General features: G+C 74.2%; 10 protein-coding genes and 1 pseudogene. 9 read left to right on the plus strand and 2 right to left on the minus strand.

Going from position 1 to position 21,925, the window contains the following annotated elements:
• The coding region (locus ACFW22_RS19180) for a beta-ketoacyl synthase N-terminal-like domain-containing protein (RefSeq protein ID WP_386405753.1) at positions 1-2,741 on the minus strand (2,741 nt) is incomplete at its 3' end.
• Positions 2,742-3,159: 418 nt separating this feature from the next.
• On the opposite strand from ACFW22_RS19180, the pseudogene ACFW22_RS19185 reads away from it, so the two are divergent.
• From ACFW22_RS19185 to ACFW22_RS19200, 4 genes and pseudogenes are all read left to right on the plus strand, one after another.
• Positions 3,160-3,267: pseudogene (locus ACFW22_RS19185) on the plus strand (transposase); the annotation flags it as partial.
• Positions 3,268-3,299: 32 nt separating this feature from the next.
• Positions 3,300-3,476 (plus strand): hypothetical protein, encoded by a 177-nt coding sequence (locus tag ACFW22_RS19190; protein WP_386405936.1) that lies wholly within the window; start codon positions 3,300-3,302, stop codon positions 3,474-3,476.
• A gap of 91 nt (positions 3,477-3,567) precedes the next feature.
• Positions 3,568-3,756 carry an IS3 family transposase gene (locus ACFW22_RS19195; protein ID WP_386405756.1) on the plus strand — a complete coding sequence of 63 codons (189 nt, stop codon included), beginning with the start codon at positions 3,568-3,570 and terminating at the stop codon, positions 3,754-3,756.
• Positions 3,757-4,169: 413 nt separating this feature from the next.
• On the plus strand, positions 4,170-5,777 hold the full coding sequence (locus ACFW22_RS19200) for a hypothetical protein (RefSeq protein ID WP_386405759.1): 1,608 nt from the start codon (positions 4,170-4,172) through the stop codon (positions 5,775-5,777).
• A 473-nt stretch (positions 5,778-6,250) separates the two neighbouring features.
• Here the strand turns inward: ACFW22_RS19200 and ACFW22_RS19205 are convergent, their stop codons facing one another.
• Positions 6,251-6,697 (minus strand): DUF3592 domain-containing protein, encoded by a 447-nt coding sequence (locus tag ACFW22_RS19205; protein ID WP_386405762.1) that lies wholly within the window; start codon positions 6,695-6,697, stop codon positions 6,251-6,253.
• Between the two features lie 1,188 nt (positions 6,698-7,885).
• On the opposite strand from ACFW22_RS19205, the gene ACFW22_RS19210 reads away from it, so the two are divergent.
• From ACFW22_RS19210 to ACFW22_RS19230, 5 genes are read left to right on the plus strand one after another with little or no spacing between them, the layout of a single operon-like run.
• Positions 7,886-11,149, plus strand: coding sequence for an amino acid adenylation domain-containing protein (locus ACFW22_RS19210; RefSeq protein WP_386405765.1), 3,264 nt, complete (start codon positions 7,886-7,888; stop codon positions 11,147-11,149).
• Positions 11,146-16,947: an amino acid adenylation domain-containing protein gene (locus tag ACFW22_RS19215; protein ID WP_386405768.1), complete on the plus strand. Its 5,802-nt coding sequence runs from the start codon at positions 11,146-11,148 to the stop codon at positions 16,945-16,947. Before ACFW22_RS19210 ends, ACFW22_RS19215 begins: the two co-directional genes overlap by 4 nt.
• Positions 16,944-18,515, plus strand: coding sequence for an AMP-binding protein (locus ACFW22_RS19220; RefSeq protein WP_386405771.1), 1,572 nt, complete (start codon positions 16,944-16,946; stop codon positions 18,513-18,515). The genes ACFW22_RS19215 and ACFW22_RS19220 overlap by 4 nt, the downstream gene beginning before the upstream one ends.
• On the plus strand, positions 18,512-21,613 hold the full coding sequence (locus tag ACFW22_RS19225) for an amino acid adenylation domain-containing protein (protein WP_386405774.1): 3,102 nt from the start codon (positions 18,512-18,514) through the stop codon (positions 21,611-21,613). Before ACFW22_RS19220 ends, ACFW22_RS19225 begins: the two co-directional genes overlap by 4 nt.
• Positions 21,610-21,834: an MbtH family protein gene (locus ACFW22_RS19230; RefSeq protein WP_386405777.1), complete on the plus strand. Its 225-nt coding sequence runs from the start codon at positions 21,610-21,612 to the stop codon at positions 21,832-21,834. The genes ACFW22_RS19225 and ACFW22_RS19230 overlap by 4 nt, the downstream gene beginning before the upstream one ends.
• The last annotated feature ends 91 nt before the right edge of the window (positions 21,835-21,925 follow it).

Raw genomic sequence — 21,925 nt, forward strand, 5'->3', positions numbered from 1 at the left:
ACCGGCCGCCCCTGCCCGTACGTCGCCAGCAGCGCCTGCGCCTCGATCGGGTCACCCAACCGGGTCCCCGTACCGTGCGCCTCCACCACGTCCACATCAGCAGCCGACAAACCCGCATCCGCCAACGCCGCCCGGATCACCCGCTGCTGCGACGGACCACTCGGCGCCGTCAACCCATTGCTCGCACCGTCCTGATTCACGGCAGAACCACGGACCACCGCCAGCACCGGATGCCCGTTCCGCCGCGCGTCCGACAACCGCTCCACCAGCAGCATGCCCACGCCCTCGGCCAGGCCGAAGCCGTCGGCCGCTGCCGCGAACGCCTTGCAGCGGCCGTCGGGGGCCAGGCCGCCCTGCCGGCTGAACTCGACGAGCATGCCGACCGTGGACATCACGGTGGCGCCTCCGGCGAGCGCCAGGGAGCATTCGCCCGACCGCACCGCCCGTACGGCGAGGTGCAGGGCGACCAGGGAGGAGGAGCAGGCCGTGTCGACGGTGACCGCCGCTCCCTCCAGTCCGAGGGTGTAGGCCAGCCGGCCGGAGGCGACGCTTCCGGTGTTGCCGGTCAGCAGGTGGCCGCCCGCGTCGGCGCCCTGTTCGAGGGAGGGCCCGTAGTCCATGGTCATCGCGCCGACGAAGACGCCCGTACGGGTGTGGCGCAGGGTGGACGGTTCGATCCCGGTCCGCTCCAGCACCTCCCAGGCGGTCTCCAGCAGCAGCCGCTGCTGCGGGTCCATGGCCAGCGCCTCGCGCGGCGAGATGCCGAAGAACTCCGCGTCGAAGTCGGCCGCGTCGTACAGCACCCCGGCCTCGCGCTGGTAATAGCGGCCCGGTGTCCCCGGCGCGGGGTCGTAGCGCCCTGCGGTGTCCCAGCCTCGGTTGTCGGGCAGCGCGGAGACCGCGTCGACGCCGTTCGACACCAGCTCCCACAGGTCGTCCGGGCTGCCGACGCCCCCGGGGTAGCGGCAGCCCATGCCGACGATCACCACGGGGTCGTCGTCCGCGGCCCGCACCGGCACGGACGCGTCCGCGTCGGCGTCCTCACCGGGCCGTTCGCCGGAGAGCGCGGCGCACAGGTACGCGGTCAGGTCGTCCGGGGTCGGGCAGTCGAAGACGACCGTCGCGGGGATGCGCAGCGTCGTCGCCGCGCTCAGCCGGTTGCGCAGCTCCACCGCGGTGACGGAGTCGAATCCCAGGTCGAGGAAGGCCAGTCGGCCGGGGACCGGGTCGGACCGCCCGGTCAGCGCGGCGATCTCCGCTGCCACCAGCCGTGCCAGCGCGGCGCGTTGCTCCGCCGGGTCCATGGCGGCCAGCTCCGCGCGGAACGCGGCGCCGTCGTCCCGCTGCCCGTCGCCGCCCGCCGTCCCGCGCCCGTCCGCCGCTCCGGACGCGCCCGCCGGGACGGCCTCCGTGAGGGCCGCCAGCGGGAGTTCGGATACGAGGGTCCCCGGCCCGGCGGAGTGCGCCTCCGGGTCGGGGCCCGGCGCGGCACCGCGTACGTACAGTTCACCGAGCGAGGTCAGGAACCGGACCGGCCCGCCCTGGTTGCGGCGCAGCGTGCCGAGGACGGCGGCCTGCGTGCCGTGCTCCTGCGCGGTGTCCGTGAGGGCGGAGGTGAGCACGGTGTGCGGGCTGACCTCCAGCAGGACGTCGTGGCCGTCCCGCAGCAGGGCTCCGGCGGCCTGCCGGAAGAGGACCGTGCCGCGCAGGTTGCGGCACCAGTAGTCGGCGTCCAGGACCGGGACGTCCAGCCGTCCGCCGGTCAGCCCGGAGTAGTAGGGCAGGTGCGGGGTGCGGGGGCGGACCGGGGCGAGGTCAGCGCGCATCCGGGGGACGACCTCGTCGATGTGCGGGGAATGGGCGGCCAGGCCCACCGCGATCCGCCGTGCGTGCACCCCGTCGGCCGTGAGTCCGTCGAGGAGTTCGGCCGCGGCGTCGCGGTCGCCGGAGACGATCACGGACCGCGGGCCGTTGTGCGCGGCGACGACAAGGCGGCCGTCCCAGCGGCCCAGCCGCGGCTCGACCTCGCTGGCCGGGGCCATCACGGAGACCATGTCCCCGCGCCCGGTCAGGGTGGCCTGGGCCTGGCTCCACAGGGCCACCACGCGCGCGGAGTCGTCCAGGGACAGCGCTCCGGAGACCTCGGCGGCGGTGACCTCGCCGACGCTGTGGCCGAGCACCGCGTCCGGCCGTACCCCGTGCGAGCGCCACAGCGCGGCCAGGGACACCGTCACGGCGAACAGCACGGGCTGCACCACGTCGGCCCGGTCGGCCGCGGGGGCGCCGGGCGCGTCCGGGTCTCGGAGCACGTCCATCAGTGACCAGTCGACGAACGGTTCCAGGGCCTGCGCGCACGCGTCCATCCGGTCGCGGAACACTGGGGAGGCGTCCAGCAGGTCGACCGCCATCCGAGGCCACTGCGCGCCCTGTCCGGGAAACACGAAGGCGACCCGCCGGGCGGACCCGGCGGCCGTCCCCTCCACCAGGCCGGGCATGGTCCGGCCGCCGGCGAGCGCGTCCAGCCGCTCCAGGAAGCCGTCGCGCCCGTCCGCGACCAGTGCCGCCCGCCGGCTCCCTCCGGACGCGGTGCGCGCGAGGGTGAACGCGACGTCCTGCGGGCTCCAGTCGTCACGACCGGCCAGGTACGCGTGCAGCTCGCGTGCTCCGGCCGCCAGCGCGTCCTTGCCGTTGCCGGCCAGTGTCCACAGCAGCGGTGCTTCCGTACCGTCGGGGTGCGCCATCGTGTTTTCGGACTCCTTCACGGCGAGCAGGACCTTCCGTCACCGGACCTGGGCGGGGGGCCCGCTCCCGCGGGTCCCGCGCCGGCCGGGGCGCCTTCGTCATGCCCGGCGCGTACCTCCACCGGACCTGCGACGCCGATCTTGCCTAAGCCGCATAGCAGCCCGATAGCGCAGGCCGCGACACGGACAGGGGCACGCGTACGGGCACGCGTACGGCGTGTGTACGGGTACGGGGGCGGGCGGGTCGCGGGGGCGGGAGAACCGCGCGCACCCCGCGGGCGGGTCAGCCGTCCGTCACGGCGGACCGGCGCCAGCCCGGTGCGCGCGTCATGCCCAGCTCCTCCCCGATGCCGTCCAGGGCCGCGGTGTCCCTCCCCTCGTGGCGTGGAGCCCTTGATTGCAGAGGAAGTTGAGATTCATGGGGCCCAAGCAACGGACGTACACGCCTGAGTTCCGTGAGGGTGCTGTACGCATAGTGATCGAGAGGGGCAGGGCGATCCCGGAGGTCGCCGAGGAGCTCGGTGTCCATTCGGGCACGCTGCACAACCGGGTGTCGCGGTGGCGGCGCAACGGGTCGGCGTCGTCCGACCGAGCCTGCGCCGGGCGGGCGGGCGGATCACCGAGGCCGAGCCGGAGCGGCTGCGGCGGGAGGTGTCGGAGAAGGACAGGCGGATGCGCGAGCTGGAGATGGAGCGTGACGTCCTCAAGCGATGCATGGTCCTCTGGGCGAAGTGACCGGGAAGGACCCGGCCGTCCCGGCCGTGTTCATCGGTAGCCAGAGGACCGAGCACCGCGTCCCGCACCGGCTGGCCTGCCAGGTCTTGGGGTGCCGGAGTACTGGTCCTACAAGTGGCGCGACAAGCCCGCCACCGCGCGCGAGGTCCGGCGCGGGCAGTTGGCCGACGTGATCCGGCAGAACTTCGAGGACTCCGGCGGCACCTACGGCTCCCCGAAGATCTGGTGCCTTCTGGTCCGCGCGGGCCGGCGGGTCTCGGTGAAACCGCGGCCCGTCTGATGGCCGAGCTCGGACTGACGGGGCGGAAGGTGCGCCGACGGCGTGGGCTGACCCGGCCCGGCAAGCGGCCGACGGCTCCGCACTTCGTGCGGCGGGACTTCACCACGGACGCTCCGGACCAGGTGGGGTGCGGCAAGTGGACCACGCAAAACGCTCGGCCGGGGCATCCCGGCCGAGCGTCTTGCGTGGGCGGCCGTTGAGTTCCTGGGCGACGTGTTCGAGGGGGCGGCTCCGGCGGAAGCGGCAGCAGCACCTCCGGCACCGCGGGAACCAGTGCCACCCGGGGCAACGGCTTCGCCTGGGGTGCCTACCAGGGCACGTCGTCGTACGGCTCCTACTACACCGAGGCCGCCGCCGCGCGTCGGGCCGCCTATCAGCAGGGCGACGTCATCGCCAACCAGAACGCCGAACGCATGGCGAAGGTCTACGGCTGGAAGGCCTCGGCGCGGTGGGCGGTGGACGAGCGCAACGCGCTGCGTTCCCCCTACCGGTCGCCGATGGACGACTGGCTGATGCCGAGGACGCGCGGTATCCGCGACTTCCCGACGTACGAGTACCTCAAGGATGTCGAGGGCAAGTCGGACGAGGGCGTCATCAAGGGCGCCGCGAACACCAACAAGGGTGTCGACACGCTCAATGCGGTCAGCAAGTGGGGCGGTCGTGGCCTGCTCGGTCTGGAGGTCGGCGTCGGCGTCGGCGTCGGCGTGTACAACGTCGCCACCGCGCCCGAGGGCGAGAAGGTCCAGACGGCCGCCCGGGAGACCGGAGGTATCGTCGGCGGTCTCGCCGGCAGAAGGCCGGCACGTTGCCGGGCGCCTGGGCGGCGCCTTCGGTGGTCCCGTCGGCGCAGCGGTCGGCAGCGTCGTCGGCGTGATCGGAAGCGTCGTCGGCCGCAAGGTCGGCGGCTTCCTGGGAGGTCTGTTCTAGCTGTGACGCAGAGGTCACAGGAGTCCGTGGTGTCCGTCCTCGTGACGGACACCACGGGTGTCTCCTTCGCAGAGATACGAGCCGGTGAACTGCACCGGCTGCATCCCGTGCCCGGCCGGGCGACGGGCGGCGTCGGCAGCTCCCACCGGGCGGTGCGGCACGCGCGGGGCCTGAGCGTGCTGACCAGGATCCAGGAGAGCAACGTGCCGCTCCTGACCGGGCCGGCCGACGGGACCGGACTGCTGCCCGTACCGGTCACACCGGGCGGAGCCGCTCCGACGCTGTGCCTCGGGGTGACCGCGGACGGCACGGCCCTGGCCACCGTGAAGGACCGGGACGCCTTTCCTGCCGAGGCGCTGTACGCGCTGGACTGGGGCGCCGGGGAGTGGCGGCCCGTCGAGGTACCGCCGGGCTTCGTCCTCCACGAGGTGGTCAGTTCCACGGACGGCGTCGCCCACGTCGTGGGCGGGGTCAGCAAGGACCCGGCCGACGTCCTCGGCGGCGAGCGGCCCGCCCTGTTCGCCGTCGACACCGCCCGCGGCACCGTCACCGAGCTGCCGCTCCCGGCGGCCGGCCCGGCCCGGCCCCGGTGGACCCGCTGGCTGCTTCCGGGGACGGGTCCCGGCCCGGCGGCCCTGGAACACGGGACGTTCCACGACGGCGTCCTGGTGGCCGCCCTCTCGTACGGACACGCCTTCGAGTACGAGGTCCTGCACGCGGTACACCGCGAACGCGGCACCTGGTCCACGGCGGAACTCCGGCGCGACGAGGCGGTGACCGCGCACGGCGTGGACGCCCGGGGCACCGCGTACGCCGTCACCACCTTCGGCAACCTGTGGACCTCGCGGGCAGGCGGCCCGTGGCGACGTACCTCGCTCCGGTCGCGACTCGCCGAACTGCTCGGCGCCGCCCCGTCACGGGAACCGGTCACCCGGGCCGCGTTCGCCGACGGCCGGCTACTGCTCGCCGCCGACGGGGCCGTACTGGCCCTCGGGCCGGACGGCTCCGGAGGCCGGGTGCTCTGCCGGTACGACGAGGGCACCACGATCCACGCCTTCGTCACGGCACCCGCCGGCACCGTCCCCGTTCCCTGACCACCCCCGCGGTCCGCACCGCACCGCGGCCCGACCCGGGGCCCTCCCATGCCGGACACGGTCCTCGGGTTCAAGGGGTCGGCGGACACGCCGGGGGCCTTCCGCTTCTTCGCGGGCGGGGCGGTGTGCATCGCGACGCCTGAGAACCCTCACTGGTCCTCGGGCGCCTGCGACCGGAGAATCCCGTGCAAGACCCGCGTGAGCTGCGAGAGCACGTACCCGTCCGTCACGGTCAGGATCAAGGGGCGCCTCGAGCGAGGTCCGTTCGTCGGACCGAAGTACATCGCCGCCGCCTCCGAATAGAGCACGACTGCCCCTACGCTCGGACCATGAAGATCCGCGGAGTCGCCGCCGCAGCGCCGGCGATGGTGACGGAGGGATGCGACCCTGTCGTCGTAGAGCTCGGTCTCACGACGGCCATTTCGTCCAGCCGTTGTTGCGGAAACGCGTGTCGACGCGATTGGCCCTGGGTGTCAGTGGGTGATCGGCCGCAGGCCGATGACGGCCACAGGCCGATGACGGCCACAGGCCGATGACGGCCACAGGCCGATGACGGCCGCAGGGCCAGAGAAGGCCAGCAGGATGAGGCCGACATGAATCCCGGTCCGGGGATCCTCGCTGAAGTTCGATGGGTCGCGGGGGTCATAGAACACGCTGATGGTGTCCGGCGGCCTGTACGTGTTGATGCGGGCATACGACTCGCCCTCGGCCGTCGTGCCGTCTGGAGTCGTGAAGCGGACAATCGGGTAGAAGTGCACGTCGCCGTCGCCATCCTCGTGCTCTCTCACTCCGACGACCTCCGCGTCGATGCGCACGCAGCGGCGCTTGAAGCCGATCTCGGTCCATATCAGCAGCACCCCTGCGACGCTCCCGATGACGCCGACGACGGCGGCCAGCCACATCGCTATCAGATCCCCCACCGGGCCAGCGTAGAGGTTGAGCGCCTGCGGTGATCCACGCGGGGGAGGCCATAGTCGAAAGGGCTGGGGTCAGGCGCTTCATGACTGCTTGCTGGAGATGGCCAAAGTGCGTCCGAAGTCGCGTCCGGCAACGGTGACGGCCACGCGGTGATCGTCGAATCCCATGTCGGTGCTCCTGGTGGGTGGAAGGTTGTGGTGAAGTGCGGCGGCTGACCCATCGTCCAGCAGACGGCCAGCATCGACAGACCCGAAAAGGCTCATGGACCTCACCGAGGGCTTCACCGCCGAGGTGATGTGCCGCTTCCTGGACCGAAGCGCCGGCCACTTCGGCCACAAGATCCGTCTCGTGGTCGGCGGACACCCCACCCACCGTTCCGGGAAGGTCCGAGACCGGCTCGCCGCCCATCCCGGCGACGGCGAGCCGCACTTCCCGCCCCTGCACTCCGCCGGGATCGTTCCCGACGAGTCGGTCAACGCCGGCCTCGAGCACGGCCCGCCCAAACGGCACCGAGCCCAAAGTCGGGTCGAACTCGCCGCGGAGGCACGTCGTTTCTTCTGGGGACCCCAGCGCCAGCCGCACATTGTCCGCGGCTGTTTCGGCGGCCCACACACCCGCTGCGCCCTGGAGGAGAACCCCACGATCTCCTGGCCCACAGAAGACCTTGCCGTCCCGTCGCCTCGCTCTTCAGAGCCGGGCGGTGACGAGGGATGCCGGGCGCTGAAAGCGAGTAGGCGGGGTCATCGTCGTTCGTCCGTCCATCGACACGCCCATCCATCCGCACGCAGGCACACAGTTCCAGCCACGGGGCGTCCTTTTCTCGCGCGGAGCCCATCCTCAGCCCCCTCCCGCCCGGTGGAGCGAGCTGGTTCCGGGCGCGGGCCGGGGGGAAGGCCCTCACGACTGCCGAGGGGCATCCGGCCCGGCGGCCCGCCCCGTGCTCTCAACTGCGGTGACCGATCCCCACATCTCACAGGTCGACACAATCAGATGGTCCAGACCATTGACCTCGCATCGGACCGCTCCCTAGCATCGGTGCCGTCACGGCGGCCGCCCCACGAGGGCTCCCGTTCCTCCGGACGCCCTTCTTTTCATGTCCGGAATCGTTCCTTTCAGGTACGCCCGGTTCCTTTCTGCGCGGCGCCCCAGGCGGCGCCGCACCCTCGCACTGAAGTCGAACAGGAGTTCAAGTGGTGACCTCGGGAGTCGAGCCGCCGGCCGGTACCGTGGACGGCAATTCCGGGGTGCTGTCCGTTGGGCAGGAACGACTCTGGTTCTTGGACCAACTGGAGCCTGGAGACCCCGCGTACAACATTCCGTACGTGCTGCGGCTCGGCGGCGTGCTCGACGCCGTCGCCCTGGGGCGGGCGCTCGATGGCGTCGTCGCCCGCCACGAAGCCCTGCGCACGCGGTTCCCCGCCGAGGACGGGCGACCGTCGGCGGTCGTGGACGATCCCGGGCCGGTCCCCCTCGACCAGCGCGATCTGCGCGGCGAGGGAGCGCGGGAAGTCGCCGGGACGCTGGCCTCCCTGACCAACACGGGGTTCGACCTGGCCGTCGGGCCGCTGCTCAGGGCAGCACTGCTGCGTACCGGCGACGAGGAGCACCTGCTCTGCCTCGTCCTGCACCACATCGTCGCGGACGGCTGGTCGCTCGGGCTCCTCCGGACCGAACTCGCCGATCAGTACGCGGCATACCGGCAAGGCCGCGATCCCGCCCTCCCCACCGTGCCCTCCTACGGGGCACACGCCACGGCCGAACGCGCCTGGCTGGACGGCCCCGAGGCCGCCGACACACTGGCCTACTGGCGTGAGTACCTGTCCGGGGCACCCGCGTTGGAGCTGCCGCTCGATCTTCCCCGGCCGTCCGCGCCAAGCAGTTCCGGCGCCTACCACACCCGGGTGCTGCGCGGGATCGGCCCCGTCCTGGACGCCTTCGCCCGCGCCCACCGCGTCACGCCGTTCATGGTCCTCGCCACCGCCTACGCGAGCGTGCTCCACCGGAGCACCGGTCAGGACGACTTCTGCGTCGGCGTGCCCACCGCCGGACGCGACACCGTCGACAGCGAGCGGACCATCGGCTACTTCTCCTCCGCCCTCGTCCTGCGGGCCGACTTCACCGGAGCCCCCACTTTCGCCGAGGCGCTGCGCAAGATCCGCTCAGACTGGCTGCGCGCGCTCACCCACCGACGCATCCCCTTCGAGCGCCTCACCGAGGAACTGAGAACCGAGCGGGACGCGGGCCGCACGCCCGTCTTCCAGACCCTGCTCGCCGTCCACACCCACGAGGGCGGCGCGCTCGGCGAGCAGAGCTTCGCAGATCTGACGTGCACCGAGACCGACGGCGGGCACACCGCAGCCAAGTTCGAACTCGGCCTGGACATCAGGCCGGACGGGGACGACCTGCACGCCGTCTTCGGCTACCGCACCGACCTGCTGCACACGCGGACCGCCGCCGCGTTCGCGTCCCGCTTCGAGACGCTCCTCCGGGCCGTGCTGGCCGCCCCGGAGACACCGGTCCACCGGCTCCCCCTCCTCGACGCGGACGAACTCCGGCTGATCGCCGACGGATCCCGCGGCCCCGGCCTCACCGGGTCGGCCGCCCCGACCGTCCTCCAGGCCGTCGACCTGGCCGCGGCCGAGCGGCCCGGCGCCCTCGCCGTCGTCGGACCCGACGAGAGCCTGACCCGCGGCGCGCTCGCCGACGCCTCCCGGACGCTGGCGGCCCGGATGGCCGCGTGCGGCGTCGCGCGCGGCGACCTGGTAGCGCTCTGCCTCCCCCGCGGGCCGCGGGCCGTCGTCGCCATGCTCGCCGCCTGGCGGCTCGGTGCGGGCTACCTCCCGCTCGACCCCGCATACCCCGCCTCCCGGCTCGCCTTCATGCTCGCCGACAGCGGCGCCACGCTGCTCGTCACCCTGGACGGGACTCTGCCCGACGGCTTCCCCGACAGGGCCCCCGGAGGCATCCCGCTGCTGTCCCTGCTCCCCGGCTCGGCGGAGCCCGTACCCGGCACGTCACCGGCGCCGCCCGCCGAGGAAGCGGCCCGCCCCGACGACCCGGCGTACCTCATCTACACGTCCGGCTCGACGGGGACGCCCAAGGGCGTGCTCGTGCCGCACCGGGCGCTCGCCGCGCGGGTCGCCTGGATGCGCGAGGGGTACGGCCTCACCGGCGACGACCGCGTTCTGCAGTACGCCACGCTCTCCTTCGACACCAGCGCCGAGGAGCTGTTCCCCGCGCTCGCCGCGGGTGCCGTCCTCGTCACCGCCCGGACCGACACCCCCCTCCCCGACCAGCTGGCCGCGCCGTACTCCGCCGGCATCACCGTGCTCGACCTGCCCACGCCCTACTGGCACCACTTGGTCGCCGACCTGGACGAGACCCCCTGGCCGGACCGGCTGCGCCTGCTGATCCTCGGCGCCGACCAGGTCCAGCCGCACGCCGTCGCGGCCTGGCGGGCACGGTTCGGCGACCGGGTGCGGCTGATCAACTCATACGGCCCCACCGAGACGACGATCATCGCGACCACGGCGGTCCTCGGCGACGAGGACGCCACCACGCGTCCGCCGATCGGGCGTCCGATCGGCGCGACCACCGTCGCGGTCCTGGACCGGCACGGCGGCCCGGTGCCCCCCGGAACCCCCGGAGAGCTCGTCATCGGCGGTGCCGGAGTGACCGACGGCTACCTGGGCCGGCCCGGCGCGACCGCCCGCGCGTTCGTCCCCGACCCCGCCGGGCCGCCGGGCGCCCGCCGCTACCGGACAGGCGACCTGGTGCGGCGCCGGGCCGACGGGGCGCTGGAGTTCCTGGGGCGCATCGACGGACAGGTCAAGGTCCGCGGCTACCGGGTGGAGCCCGGGGAGGTGGAGGCCGCGCTCCTCGCGCTCCCGGGCGTCACGCGGGCGGTCGTCACCGCGCACGGGGACGTCCTCGTCGCCCACGTGGTCCCCGTCCCGGACGCTCCCGCACCCGGCTCGGACTTCCTGCGCAGCGGACTCGCCGCGGTGCTGCCGCCGCACGCCGTCCCCCACGCCTTCGTCCTCCTGGACGCACTGCCGCTCACCCCTAACGGGAAGCTCGACCGGGCCGCGCTGCCGGCGCCCGACACGGGAGTCGCGCCCCGGGCCGTACACGTACCGCCGCGAACGGAGGCCGAGGAGCTCGTCGCCGACGTCTGGGGTGAGGTCCTGGGCGTCGACGGGGTCGGCGCGCACGACGACTTCTTCGCCCTGGGCGGACATTCCCTCCTCGCCACCCGGGTCGTCGCCCGCATCCGCGCCGCCGTCGACCTGTCCGTACCGCTCCGCGCGCTCTTCACCCACCGCACGGTGGCCGCCTTCGCCGAGGCCGTCGAAGCCGCCCTGGCCGCCGAGATCGACACCCTGTCCGAGGCCGCCGCCGTCGAACTCCTGGCAGCCCAGGACGCCCTGGAAGGAAGCCGACCGACGTCATGAGCACCGCCGACACCACGACTCCGGCCGACCCGTCTTCGGAACCCGTGCACGCCCGCGCCACCGACACCGCTCCCCCGGCACCGCGGCCCACCCCCACGCCCGCCCTCTCCGACGCCAAGCGCGAGCTGCTCCGGCGGCGGCTGGCGGCACGGGCCAAGCCCGCGGCCGTCATTCCCCGGCGGGCTCCGGGAACACCCGTCCCGCTCTCCTTCGCGCAGGAACGCCTCTGGTTCATGGAGCAGTTCGCGCCCGGGACCTCCGCGTACAACATTCCCGTGGTGCGGCGGCTGCGCGGGCACCTGGACACCGATGTCCTCCGGTCCGCGCTCGACGCGAGCGTCGCCCGCCACGAGACGCTGCGGTCCCGTTACCCCGCGACCGAGGACGGGCGTCCGTTGCTCGTCGTCGACCCGCCGGGGCCCGCCGCGTTCACCCTGCTGGAGGCGGCCGACGAGACCGCCGCCGAGCGGATCGTGGACGAGGCCGCCGCGGTCCCCTTCGACCTGGAGAAAGGGCCGCTGTTCCGGTCGCTGCTGGTGCGGCTCGCCGACGACGACCACGTCCTCCTGCTGCTCGTCCACCACAGCGTGAGCGACGGCTGGTCGAGCGAGGTGCTCCTCGGAGAGCTGCTGCGGAGCTATGCGGCCCGGGTGGTCGACGCACCGGACCCGCTCCCGGAACTCACCGTTCAGTACGGCGACTTCGCCCTCTGGCAACGCGAGCGCCTGAGCGGGGAGCGACTCGCCGCCGAGCTCGCGCACTGGGGACGCGAGCTCGGCGGCGTCGAGCCGCTGGAGCTGGCCTTCTCACGGCCCCGGCCGCCCCGGCAGACCTTCGAGGGCGCCGGTTACGCCTTCTCCGTGGACCGGCAGCTGCTCGACCGGCTGACCGCCCTCGGCAACCGTCACGACGCCACCCCCCACATGGTGCTCCTGGCCGCTTTCCAGGTCCTGCTGTCCCGCTACGGCGGGCGGAGCGATTTCGCGGTCGGATCGCCCGTAGCCGGCCGCCCTGAGCCCGAACTGGAACCGCTGGTCGGCATGTTCGTGAACGTGCTCGCACTGCCCGCGCGGCTGGAGGGCGACCCGTCCTTCGCCGAGCTGGTCCGCCGCACCCGCGAGACCTGCCTCGACGCGTACGCCCACCAGGAGTTGCCGTTCGCCCAGCTGGTCAGCGAGCTGAACGTGCCCCGGGACGTCTCGCGGCCCCCGGTCTTCCAGGCCGTCCTCGCCGTGCAGAACTACGCCGTCCAGCGTGACGACACCGGCCTCGAACTACCCCTGGAAGTCGAGCCGTTCGGCGTCCGGGCGAGCGGCACCCGGTTCGACCTCGAGCTCTTCCTCCAGGAGTGGCCGGAGGGCCTGTACGGCTCCTTCAACTACAACACCGACCTGTTCGCCGAGGAGGACGTCGCCGTCCTCGCCTCCCACCTCGGGCGACTGCTCGCCGCCGTGGCCGTCGCGCCCGACGTCCCCCTCTCCGGCCTCGACGCCGTCACCGACGAGGAGCGGGCCTTCGAGACCGAGCGGTTCAACGACACCGCCGTCGACCGGCCGGCCACCACCCTGACCGCCCTCTTCGCCGAGCAGGCCGCCCGCACCCCGGACGCCGTGGCGGTCGCCGTCGAGGACCGGCCCGCCCTGACGTACCGCGCCCTGGACGCCCTGGCCGGCCGGATCGCCGCCCGCCTCGCCACGGAGGGCGTCGGCCCCGGCGACCTGGTCGCCGTGAGCGCCGAGCGCTCGCCGGAGCTCGTCGCCGGGCTCCTCGGGGTGATGCGCACCGGAGCCGCGTACACCCCCCTCGAACCGGACTACCCGGCCGAGCGCCTGGCCTTCCTGCTCGCCGACAGCGACGCCCCGGTCCTGCTCACCCAGCGCGGGCTCGCCACCCCCGACGGCTGCACCGCCCGCGTCCTGCTCCTCGACGACCCCGCCGAGTGGCCGCGCGCCCGCGCCGTGCCCGCCGGTCCGCGGCCGGACGACACCGCGTACCTCATCTACACGTCCGGCTCGACCGGCCGTCCGAAGGGCGTGCCCAACACCCACCGGGCCATCGCCAACCGCATCCAGTGGATGCAGGAGGCGTACCGGATCGGGCCCGACGACGCCGTCCTGCAAAAGACACCGACCGGCTTCGACGTGTCGGTCTGGGAGTTCTTCTGGCCGCTCGCCACGGGCGCGCGGATCGTGCTCGCCAAGCCCGGCGGGCAAAAGGACAGCGGGTACCTGCGCGACCTCATCGTCTCCGCCGGCGTCACCGTCGCCCACTTCGTGCCGGCCATGCTCACCGCGTTCCTCACCGAGGAAGGCGTGGAACGCTGCACCGGGCTGCGCCGCGTGGTGTGCAGCGGCGAGGCGCTGCCCCCGGACGCCGCCCGCGAGCTGACCTCGCGGCTGCCCGGTCTGGCGCTGGCGAACCTGTACGGCCCCACCGAGGCCGCCGTCGACGTCTCCGCCTGGGAGTGCGCGGGCCCGATGGAGACCGTTCCGATCGGCCTTCCCATCGACAACACGCGCCTCTACGTACTCGACGAGCGGCTGCGCCCGGTGCCGCCCGGCGCCCCCGGGGAGCTCCACATCGGCGGGACCGCCGTCGCCCTCGGCTACCACCGGCGTCCCGGCCTCACCGCCGCCCGTTTCGTGCCCGACCCGTACGGCCCGCCCGGCTCCCGGCTCTACCGCACCGGCGACCTCGCGCGCCGGCGCCCGGACGGCACGCTCGAACACCTCGGCCGGATCGACCAGCAGATCAAGCTCCGCGGTCTGCGGATCGAGCCCGGCGAGACCGAGGCCGCGCTCCGCGCACAGCCCGGCATCGCGGACGCCGCCGTCGTGCTGCGCGAGGACCGCCCCGGCGACAAGCGCCTCGTCGGCTACCTCGTCGCCGCCGCGGGCGCCGACGAGCCCGACCCGTCCGCGCTGCGCGCCACGCTCCGGCGGAGCCTCCCCGACCACCAGGTGCCGACCGCCTTCACCGTCGTGCCCGCGCTGCCGCTCACCCCGAACGGCAAGCTGGACCGGCGGGCCCTGCCCGTCCCGACGGTCCACCGCGCGGCCGGAGCGGCCGAGCCGGAGACACCGGCCGAGGTCGTCCTCGCCGAGATCTGGGCGGAGGTCCTGGGGCTGCCCCGGGTGGGCACCGACGAGAACTTCTTCGACCTCGGCGGTCATTCGCTCCTCGCCACCCAGGTCGTGGCCAAGGCCCGCAAGCTGCTGACGGAGGCCGGGGCCCGCCCGATCAGCGTGATGGACCTGTTCACCCACCGCACGGTCCGCGAGCTCGCCGCCGTCGCCGCTCGGGACGAGCGGGAGAGCGGCCCGCGGTCCCTGCTGCACCGGCTCACCCGCGCGGTCCCCGCCGAGCGGCGGCGGCTCACCCTCGTCTGCGTCCCGTACGGGGGCGGCAGCGCCGTCGTCTACCAGCCCGTCGCCGACGCCCTGCCGGCCGACACCGAGCTGTGGGCCGTCGCCATCCCCGGGCACGACCTCGGGGTGACCGAGCAACGGCTCTCCTTCGACGACCTCGCCGAGGGCATCGCGGCGGAGGTCAGGGAACGCGTCGAGGGCCCGCTCGCCGTCTACGGCCACTGCGCCGTGGGCACCGCGCTCGCCGTCGCCGTCGCCCGCTCCCTGGAGGCGTCCGGTCGCGAGCTGGAGGGCGTGTACGCCGGCGCCCAGTACCCCTTCGCGAAGCCGCGCAGCCGCTTCCTCACCGCCCTCGGGAAGATCGCCTCGCTGGAGCCGCTGGTCGGCGACCGGACGTACGCGAACTGGCTGACCGGCATGGGCGTCGACACCTCCGAGCTCGACGAGGAGCAGGTCCGGTTCGTCATCGGCAACATGCGCCGGGACACGATGGCCGCCGAGGACTGGTTCACCCGGGCCATCGCGGATGTCGCCGACGGCGCGCCCCGGCTGCGGGCGCCGCTCGTCTCCCTGGTCGGCGACCGGGACCCGGCCGCCGACTTCTACCAGGAGCGCTACCGGGAGTGGCTGCTCCTCGCCGAGCGCTCGGCCGTGGCCGTGCTGGACGAGGGCGGACACTTCTTCATCACCTACCGGGCCGTCGAGGTCGCGGAGGCCGTCACGCGCGTGCACCGTGCCGTCCTGGACGGCACGACCGACGAGTTGCCCGCGGCGGATCCGGAGAACTCCTGGTGGTTCCACGGCGAGACCGGCCCCGCCGTCGAGGACGCCGCATCGGTGACCACCGCACCCGCGACCCTCGCACCGGCCTCCGGGACCGATGCCGCCGACGGCACGGGGTCCGCGCCCGGCCCCGCCACCGCAGCCGGCGACGCCCCGGCACCCGGTACGGAGCCGGACGGCTGCCCGCAGCCCAGCATGGGACGGTTCCTGCTGGTGGCGGGCGGTCAGCTCGCCTCCATCACCGGCTCCGCGCTCACCGAGTTCGCGCTGCCGATCTGGATCCTGCTGGAGACCGGGTCGATGGCCCGGTACGCGCTGTACGCGGTCATCGCCATGCTCCCCGGCATCCTCGTCGGCCCGCTCGCCGGGGCGCTCGTCGACCGGATGGACCGACGCAGGGTGATGCTCGTGGGCGATGTCGCCGCCGGGGCCACCCAGGCCGGGCTGCTCGTCCTGCTGCTCACCGGTCAGCTGCGATCGTGGGAGGTGTACGTCCTGCTCGGAGTGCTCTCCGTCGCCCTGACCTTCCAACGGCTCGCCTACGCCTCGGCCGTGCCGCAGCTCGTGCCCAAGCGGTACTTGGGCCACGCCAACGGCATCGTCCAGCTCGCCTTCGGCACGGCTCAGTTCGTCGTGCCGCTGGCCGCCGTCGCACTGCTGGCGGCGATCGGGCTGCGCGGCATCCTCGTCATCGACGTCATCAGTTACGCCGTGGCCATCGGGATCCTGCTCGTGGTGCGGTTCCCGCGCACGCTGCCCTGGACCCGGCGCGAGTCCCTCGTCGCGGAGATCCGCAACGGCCTCGCCCACACGTGGCGGCACCTCGGATTCCGCTCCATGCTGCTGTGGTTCGCCGGGCTCAACGTCTTCCTCTCTCCGCTTTTCCTCCTCACCACCCCGCTGGTCCTCTCCTTCGACGACCTCGGCGGAGCGGCCCGGGTCGCGGTCGCGGGCGGCGCCGGTGCGCTCCTGGGCGGCGTGGCCATGGGCTTCTGGGGCGGGCCGCGCCGGCATCGACTGCGCGGCATGCTCGCCCTCGCCGGGCTCCTCGCCCTGGCCGGCGCCGTCACGGGACTGCGCGCGAACCTGTGGGTGGTCGCCCTCGGGGCCTTCGGCATGTCCTTCGCCCTCGCCCTCGTCAACGGGATCTACGCGACGATCGTCCAGACCAAGGTGGCGCAGCGGTTCCACGGACGGGTGTTCGCCCTCAACACGCTGGTCGCCTGGTCCACGATTCCGTTGGGCCACGGCGTCGTCGCTCCGCTCGGCTCTGCGTTCTTCGGTCCGCTGATGGAGCCCGGCGGCGCCCTCGCCCCGGTCTTCGGGCCGCTCATCGGCACCGGTCCCGGCCGCGGCATCGCCCTGATGTACGTGCTGTTCGGGCTCGCGATGGCAGGACTGGTCGTCCTCGGGCTCCGGCTGCCGACCCTGGCCCGCTTCGACCGCGACGTCCCCGACGCGGAGCCGGACGACCTGGTCGGCCTACGGGAACGGGCTCGGGCCGCAGCCGACCGCCGGGCGAAGGCGGGAGGCTCGGACCACGAGGAGGAGACGGACTCCACGGGCCTCGGGGAGAAGACGAGAGCCGCGGCCCGCGGCGAGGAGCCGGACGCCACGAACAGCCGAACGAAGGCGGGTGCCCCGTGATCCGCCGCCCCGGGACCGGCGCCCCCGCGGGCCCTCCCCCGGCCCCGCCCGCCACCCTGCCGGCGCTGCTCGCCCACCGGGCCGCCGTCCACGGAGGCCGTACGGCGATCGTCAACGGCCCGGCGCGGCTGTCCTTCGCCGACTGGCGGGACCGCAGCGGCGCACTGGCCGCCGCCCTGCGCGCGGCCGGGCTCGCCGCCGGGGACCGGGTCGGACTCTGCTTCGGCACGGACCGGTGGGCGGAGTACGCGGTGGCGTTCCTCGCTATCCTGCGGGTCGGCGGCGTCGCCGTCCCGCTCTCCGACCGGATGGCGCCCGCCGGCCTGGGACACGCCCTGACGGACTGCGGGGCCCGCCTCCTCGTGCACGCGGGCCCCGGACTGCCGGCCGGCACGCCGCCGGGCGTGCGGGGGTTCACCGAGGAGGACGCGAACGGGCACCCCGCCGACCCGGGCCTCCCCGAGCCCGATCCGTCGGCCCCGGCCCAGATCCTGTACACCTCCGGCACCACCGGGGTGCCCAAGGGGGTGGTGGCCTCGCACGCGAACCTGGCGCACGGCTGCACGCGCGACGAGCGGCGCCGGCCGCTCCGCCACTCCCGTACCTTCCTGCACGCGTTCCCCGTGGGCAGCAACGCGGGCCAGACCATGCTCGTCAACGCGCTCAACGCTCACGCGACCTGTGTCACCGCGCCTCAGTTCACCGCGGCACGGTTCCTCCGGGCGATCGCCGAGCACGGCGTCGGCAGCGTCTTCGTGGTGCCCGCCATGGCGATCGAACTCCTCGGCTCACCGGCCCTGGAGGCCGCCGCCGAGGCCGGCGCCCTCGACACCGTCCGCCTCGTCGGCTCGACCGCGGCGGCCCTGCCGCAGCAGGTGGCGCTCGGCCTCAGCCGGGCCTTCGCGCCGGCCCAGATCGTCAACTACTACACGTCGACGGAGGCCGCCCCCGCCCAGGTCACGCTGCTCTTCGACGCGGCCCGGCCGTGGTCGCCCGGCCGGCCCGCGTCGCTGGCCGAGCTGCGCGTCACCGACGACGCGGGCCGCCCGCTGCCGCCCGGCGAGCCCGGCGAACTGTGGCTCCGCTCCGCCACGGCCCCGCGCGCCTATCTGGGGGACGGCGACGACGGGGTGTTCCGCGGCGGTTGGACCCGGATGGGCGACCTCGGCCGGGTCGACGAGGACGGCTTCCTGCACCTCCTCGACCGCGAGCGGGACGTCGTCAAGTCCGGCGCCCACAAGGTCTCCACGCTCCAGGTCGAAAACGCGCTGCACGCCCACCCCGACGTCGTCGACGCCGCCGCGGTCGGTGTCCCGCACCCCGTCCTGGGGAGCGTCGTGGCCGCCGCCGTCGTCCCGCGCGGCACGGACCCGGTGGGCAGCGGCGGCGACCGCGACGGTCTGACCGCGACCGCCCTACGGACCTTCCTCCTCGAACTGCTGTCCGCCCACGAACTGCCCGCCACCGTTCTTTTCCTCGACTCGCTCCCCCGCAACGAGGGCGGCAAGGTCCTCAAGCGGGAGCTGCGCCGGATCCTCACCCACGACCCCCGCGAGGCCACCCCATGACCCAGCTCAGCCCGGCCCAGCACGGCATCTGGCTCACCGAGCGCACGCGCGACACCGGCGGCGCCTATCACCTGGCCATCACCCTCGACCTCGCCGGCCCGCTCGACAGCAAGGCCCTCGACCTCGCCTGTCGCGCGGTGACGGCGCACCACCCAGCACTCGCGAGCCGGCCGGGACCGGACGGCCGCGTCCACCCCTGCGACGTCCCGGCCCCCCGACGCGCCGACTGCGCGCCCGAGGAGCTGGAAGCCGCCCTGGCCCGGGAGCGCGCGGCACCGTTCGACCCCGATGCCGGTCCCCTCTGCCGCTTCACCCTGCTCCGTACGGGCCCCGAGCACCACGTCCTCCTGATCACCGCCCACCACCTCGTCCTGGACGGCGAGTCCAAGGACCGGCTCGTCGCCGACCTCGCCGCCGCCTACCGGGGCGAGCCCCTCCCGCCCGCCACCGAAGCCCCGGCGGGCCCGCCCGCGCCGGAGGCCCTCGCCGCCGCCCGCGCGTACTGGGAGGAGAAGGGATACGCCCCGGGCCCACCCGTCCTGCCCGGCCTCGTGCCGCCTGCGGACGGCGGCCTGGTGGCCGCGCCCGGTGCCGAGGTGCCGTTCCTGCTCGACGCCAGGCGCTGCGCCGCGCTCGCGGAAGCCGCCCGGAAGCTCGGCGTCACCCGCTTCGAACTTCTCCTCTCCACCTGGCACGCGCTCCTCGTCCGGTACGGGGATCCCGCCCCCTCCACGGCGATCGAGTTGTCCCTGCGGACGCCCGGCGCGCCGGTGGGCGTCGGACTCGCCGTCAACGAACTGCCCCTGGGCGTCGATCCCGTCGACGACAGGAGCGCGGTCCGCCTGCCGTTCGAGGACTGGGTGCGCGCGGTACGGGGCGAGCTGCGGGCGCTGTACCCGCACCGGGCCGTCCCGCTCGGGCAAGCCGTCCGCGGCCTCGCTCCCCGGACGGCGATCACCCCCCTGTCGGTCAGCTACCGGCGCCGCCCGGACGCGCCCGCCCCGGACTTCGGGGCGGTGACCGCCGGGGTGCGCTGGATCGGCTTCCCCGGCACCGTCCGCAACCTCCTCCACCTCCAGCTCGTGGACAGCGGGCACGAGATCCAGGGCAGCGCGCAGTTCCGGACCGCGCCGCCCTTCGCGCACACGCCCGGTGAGGACGACGGCCCGGCCGCGGACGTCCCCGCCGACGGCGACGGGTGTCTCACCGCCGACATCGTCCGCCGGATCGTCGGCCATTGGACGCGACTGCTCGACGCGGCCCTCGCCGACCCCACGACCCTCCTCGGGGAACTGCCGCTGCTCGACGAGGACGAGCTGCGCGACCAGCTCGCCGCGCCCGCTCCGCGCCCGGAACTCGCCGCCCGCACGGTCCCCGCGCTGCTCGCCGCCCGAGCGGAGGAACGCCCCGACGCGGTCGCCGTCGTCGCGGACGGCGAGCACGTCACGTACGCCGAGCTGACCCACCGGGTCGCACACGCCGCGGCGGCGCTCGCCCGGCACGGCGCCGGACCGGGCACCCTCGTCGGCATCGGGCTGCCGCGGGGCCTCGACCAGCTCGTCTCCGTCCTCGGCACACTGGCCGTCGGGGCCGCCCACCTGCCGCTGGACCCCGCCTATCCAGCGGAACGGCTGGCCTTCGTCCGGGAAGACGCCGCCCTCGTCCTGCGCGTCACCCGCTCCCCGGAGGGTGCCGGCGACCTCACCCCGGCGGACCTCGCCCCGGCGATCGGCGCCGCCGCGCCGTCCCTCCCGCTCCCCGATCCGGCCCTCCCCTCGTACGTGCTCTACACCTCGGGCTCCACCGGCCTCCCCAAGGGCGTCGAGGTGCCGCACTCCGCCCTCGCGAACGTCCTCGGCAGCCTCGCCGAGCACCTCGGCTCGCGCCCGGAGGACCGCTGGCTGGGGCTGACCTCGCTGTCGTTCGACATCTCCGCCGTCGAGCTGCTGCTGCCCCTGACGACCGGCGGACGCGTCGTGCTCGCCCCCGAGGCCGCCCACCGCGACGGACCCGCGTTGCTCGGCCTGATCCGCCGCGAGGGCATCACCCACGTGCAGGCGACGCCCAGCGGCTGGCGGCTGCTCCTCGACGCCGGCCTCGACGGCGCCGTCCCCGTCCCCACCGCGCTCACCGGAGGCGAGGCCCTGCCCGCGCCGCTCGCCGCCCGGCTGACAGCCGCGGCCACGCGGGTGGTCAACGTCTACGGCCCCACCGAAACCACCATCTGGTCCACGCTCGCCGAGCCCGCCCTCACCGCCGAGGGCTCCGTCTCCCTCGGTTCCCCGCTCGCCAACACCCGTGTCTACGTGCTCGATCCCGACGCGAGGCCGGTGCCGTACGGGGTCGCCGGCGAGCTGTACCTGGGCGGCGCCGGGGTCGCGCACGGCTACCGGGGGCGGCCGGGGCTCACCGCCACCCGCTTCCTGCCCGACCCGTACGGACCTCCCGGCAGCCGCATGTACCGCACCGGCGACCTGGTCCGGCGCGGCACCGACGGAGTCCTGGAGTTCCTCGGCCGCTCGGACAGCCAGGTGAAGGTGCGGGGCCACCGGATCGAGCTGGGCGAGATCGAGGCCCGGCTCGCCCGGCACCCCGCGGTCGCCCAGGCGGCGGCGGCCCTGCACGGCCCGGAGACCGACCGTCGCCTCACCGCCTACGTCGTCCCGTCCGGCACGGCCCCGCACCCCGACGCGCTGCGCGCCTTCCTCGCCGGCTCCCTCCCCGCGGCCGTGCTCCCGGGGACGTACGTCGTCCTGGACGCCTTCCCTCTGACGCCCAACGGCAAGCTGGACCGCGCCGCGCTGCCGGAGCCGGAGGCCGTCCGCCCCGAGCCGACCACCGCACCCTCGTCGGACGAAGCACTCGATCCGGTCGGCGCCGCCGTGCTGGCCATCTGGCGCGAGGTGCTGGAACTCGACGACCTCGCACCGGACGAGGACCTCTTCGACCTGGGCGGCCACTCACTGATCGTCACCGCCATCGCCGCCCGCATCCACGAGCGCCTCGGCGCCGTCGTCCCGCTGGACGTCTTCTTCGACACACCCACCGCACGCGACGTCGCCGCCGTCGTCCGTGCCCTGCGCGAGGAGCAGCCATGAGCAACGAGACCCGTTACGCCGTCGTCGTCAACGACGAGGAGCAGCACGCCGTCTGGCCGGAGGGCGCCCCGCTGCCCGAGGGCTGGCGGCCCGAGGGCTTCGCCGGCACCGAGGAGCAGTGCGTCGCGCATGTCGACCGCGTCTGGTCCGACATCCGCCCGCTCAGCCTGCGCCGCCGACTGGCCGCCGAGCGCTCCGGCGACCGGACGGAGGCCCGATGAACACGCCGGAGCACCCTCGATCCCTGCCGGCGCCGGAGGCGCCGCCATCGGACCAGAGGGGGCCGGACGCGCCGCTTCCCCCCGTTCCCCA

Origin of the sequence: Streptomyces sp. NPDC058872 (genome assembly GCF_042743065.1) — a bacterium.
Taxonomy (GTDB): domain Bacteria; phylum Actinomycetota; class Actinomycetes; order Streptomycetales; family Streptomycetaceae; genus Streptomyces.

Excerpts from the sequence above, each read along its gene's own strand:
- ACFW22_RS19200 (WP_386405759.1), top strand. The coding sequence starts at position 4,170 with ATGGCGAAGGTCTACGGCTGGAAGGCCTCGGCGCGGTGGGCGGTGGAC.
- ACFW22_RS19215 (WP_386405768.1), top strand. The coding sequence starts at position 11,146 with ATGAGCACCGCCGACACCACGACTCCGGCCGACCCGTCTTCGGAACCC.
- ACFW22_RS19225 (WP_386405774.1), top strand. The coding sequence starts at position 18,512 with ATGACCCAGCTCAGCCCGGCCCAGCACGGCATCTGGCTCACCGAGCGC.
- ACFW22_RS19230 (WP_386405777.1), top strand. The coding sequence starts at position 21,610 with ATGAGCAACGAGACCCGTTACGCCGTCGTCGTCAACGACGAGGAGCAG.